Source organism: Candidatus Goldiibacteriota bacterium (assembly GCA_016937715.1).
GTDB lineage: Bacteria > Oederibacteriota > PGYV01 > PGYV01 > PGYV01 > PGYV01.
In genome coordinates this window covers 1-3,043 of sequence record JAFGWA010000041.1, presented here as the reverse complement: position 1 = coordinate 3,043, position 3,043 = coordinate 1, and the positions used below count along the sequence as shown (strand labels likewise).

Genomic DNA, 3,043 nt, shown 5'->3' with positions numbered 1-3,043 from the left:
TAATAGGCCGTGCGGACGGCGGTTTTCTTTTAAGGTCAGGCGCGCGTACCGGCGACAGAATATTTGTAACAGGGTGCCTTGGCAGCGCGGCGGCCGGGCTTCGGATACTTGAAAAAAAGGGTAATACAAAGATTAAAGATAATGAGAGAGAGCTTGTGAAGAAATTCATCTCTCCGCGGCCAAGGTTTGAGTATGGCAGGCTTCTTTTAATGTCAAAGTGCGTCTCGTCGTGCATGGATATTTCGGACGGATTAATAAGCGATATTTCAAGGATATGCGAAGAAAGCGGCGCCGGCGCGCGGATAGATGCGGATGCACTTCCGGTCTCGACGTCACTTGCGGCATATGCGGTAAAAACAAAAATACCGGCCGCTGATTACGCGCTGTACGGCGGCGAGGACTATGAACTTTTATTTACTGTTCCTGAAAACAAAGTGAAAAAGTTTGCGGAGTTTATGGCCGGTTATGGGGTTGTTTTTTTTCAGGTTGGAATTATGCTGTCAAAAAAAGGCATTTATGTTAAAAAAGGATATAAAACAGTAAAGGAGACCTTTGTAAAGACATGGAATCACTTTTAAAGGGTTATATAGAAACAGAAAAGCATGAAACGGCATCGGCGGAGGCCACTGTTAAACTTGCAAAAAAATATGCGCAAAGGCTTGCTGAAAATGATGTGCTTGCATTATCCGGGGAGCTTGGCGCGGGAAAAACCCACTTTATCAAAGGTGTCGCGTCATTTTTTGGCGCTGACGGAAAAGCGGTAATAAGCCCGACGTTTAATATAATGAAAGAATATTATGGAACCACAATGAAGATATACCATTTTGACCTTTACAGGCTGGAAAGCCACGCGGAGCTTGAACGGATAGGTTTCAGGGATTACACGGCCGATGAAGGGGCTATTTGCGTGGCAGAGTGGCCTGAAAAAGTAATGCGGATTGCCGATATCTATGACCATATAGTGAAAATTAAACATAAAGGCGGAAATAAAAGAGAGATAATTTTTTATGAAAAAAAAGGCGGAAAAAAATAATGAAGTCACTGCTTTTGGACACATCCACCAAAGAAATTGGCATAGGGGTTTTTGAAAACCGCAGCTGCCTTTATGAAAGTTATATTGAAAGTGAGAAACATTACAACGCGGTTATAATGGGGATGATAGAAAAGGCGTTAAAAAAGGTAAGATTAAAGCCCTGTGAAATTGACGTATATGGCGCCACGCTTGGACCCGGTTCTTTTACGGGGATACGGGTGGGGATGGCTGTGGCAAAAGGGCTGGCTGACGGAAGCGGCGCCGCTTACTTTGGAGTTTCAACTCTTGATGTTCTTGCATATACGGGAGAAGGCTTGGGCGAGAAAAAAGTATCGCTGCTTGACGCAAGGCGTAATGAAGTTTATATGGGAGTTTATAAAAAAGCCGCCGCGGTATATGAACTGACCGCGAAGGAAAATATTGAAAAAGAAGTGAAAGGGTTGTGTGATATATATATTTTAGAGCGTGATATAAAACTGCTTGAAAACGCCGTAAAGAATAATAAAGGTAAAACAGTTATTATGGAACATATAAGCATGCAGTCATTTAATAATCTGTTAATGGACAATAAAAAGCGGGCTTCCAGACAGGCGGTATATTCCGCGGCGCCGCTTTACATACGCCAGTCAGACGCGGAAATTCACATAAAAAAGGTGAACAAATAATGGGGAAGATACGTCTTATGATTAAATCGGCAATGGCGGCAGGGCTTATCACCGGCGCGATAGAGGTAATTCTGTATATGGTGTATAAGGACGCGATAGCTACCGGTTTTCCGGGTTTCCCGCAGGATACGGACAGGGTGTTAACTCCGGTATGGCTTGCTGTGATTAACCTTATATTCGCTTTTGCGGCTGTATTAGTGTTCCAGACGGTAAATAAGGCCCTTCCGGGGGGTTTTTTCAGGAAAGGGCTGAATTTTTCTTTCATACTGATACTTTTAAGGGTGCTTCCGGAGGCCGGGTATTTTTACGCGGCATACGGTTTTGCCGATAAGAGGGCGTTTTTTATAATACTTTTACACTGCGCTTTTTCTCTGATTACAGGTTTTGTATTTTCCGGAAGTTATGAAGAGTTTGGTTTTAAGACAGAAAAAAATATTTCCAATATGGAGGATAGTAATGAAAAATAAACTGATTATCTGTGCTTTTGTAATGGTGCTTTTTTCCAAAGGGGTATATGCTGAAAATACAACCGCGCAGAAAACGCCTGAAGAGCCTGCTGTAAAGACATTCATGCAGGTGGGGGCTTTAGAGAAAAAAGACGGCGATAAATATATTTTAAGAAAGAAGTCCGGCGCGCTGGAGTTTTACCTTGATGAAAATACAATTATGTATTCAACGGAAAATGCCGCGCCTTTAGATTTAAAAGAAGGGCAGCTTGTCCTTGTAAAAGGCGCAAGAAATGCAAATGCCATGCTGGCTTCCACGGTACAGATATATAACAGCTGGGACGTTTATAGTTCCACAAAAAGCAGCCAGGCTGATGAAGGGCAGAATCTGCTTTCCGGTTTTTTAAAGGGAACCGTAGTCCGCCCAAAAAGTGAATCTGATGAGTACGAGTATCTTCAGAATAAATACCATACACAGCAGCTGCAAAATGATGACGCGCTGCAGAAGGAAGCGGCGGAACAGGGCAAATCCTCAGCTGAGGAATCAAAGGCTGATTACATAAGGCCTTTTTATATCAAAACAGCTGATAAAAGAGTTTATATGGTATTGTGCGATGGATCCACCCGTTTTACTTTGACGGATAAAAAGACTCAGGATGATATGAAGCCGGGAGACAGGCTGAAACTATATTTTAATAAACGTATCACGATAAGATATAAGAGCTATCCGGTTAAAATAGTCATTGATAAGGCTAAGTAACAGCTGACAAGTAACAGGTAACAAGTTACAAGTGTCAAATTGCAGTTTACAAGTTATTAGCTGTAGGTTATTAGCTGTAGGTTATTAGCTGTAGGTTATTAGCTGTAGGTTATTAGCTGTAGGTTATTAGCTGTAGGTT

The 3,043-nt window shown here is 42.3% G+C and carries 5 protein-coding genes; all 5 read left to right on the top strand.

Annotated features, from left to right (window positions below; genetic code table 11):
* Positions 1-578, top strand: a 578-nt coding sequence (locus tag JXR81_04930; GenBank protein MBN2754194.1) for a thiamine-monophosphate kinase, incomplete at its 5' end; no start/stop codon positions are given.
* The gene (gene tsaE / locus JXR81_04925; GenBank protein MBN2754193.1) at positions 563-1,033 is read left to right on the top strand and encodes a tRNA (adenosine(37)-N6)-threonylcarbamoyltransferase complex ATPase subunit type 1 TsaE; all 471 of its coding nucleotides are present in this window, start codon (positions 563-565) and stop codon (positions 1,031-1,033) included. The genes JXR81_04930 and tsaE, both read left to right, overlap by 16 nt.
* Positions 1,033-1,698: a tRNA (adenosine(37)-N6)-threonylcarbamoyltransferase complex dimerization subunit type 1 TsaB gene (tsaB, locus tag JXR81_04920; protein MBN2754192.1), complete on the top strand. Its 666-nt coding sequence runs from the start codon at positions 1,033-1,035 to the stop codon at positions 1,696-1,698. Before tsaE ends, tsaB begins: the two co-directional genes overlap by 1 nt.
* The gene (locus JXR81_04915) at positions 1,698-2,165 is read left to right on the top strand and encodes a hypothetical protein (protein MBN2754191.1); all 468 of its coding nucleotides are present in this window, start codon (positions 1,698-1,700) and stop codon (positions 2,163-2,165) included. Before tsaB ends, JXR81_04915 begins: the two co-directional genes overlap by 1 nt.
* A complete protein-coding gene (locus JXR81_04910; GenBank protein ID MBN2754190.1) occupies positions 2,155-2,904 on the top strand; it encodes a hypothetical protein in 750 nt (249 codons plus the stop codon). Before JXR81_04915 ends, JXR81_04910 begins: the two co-directional genes overlap by 11 nt.
* Positions 2,905-3,043: the final 139 nt, after the last annotated feature.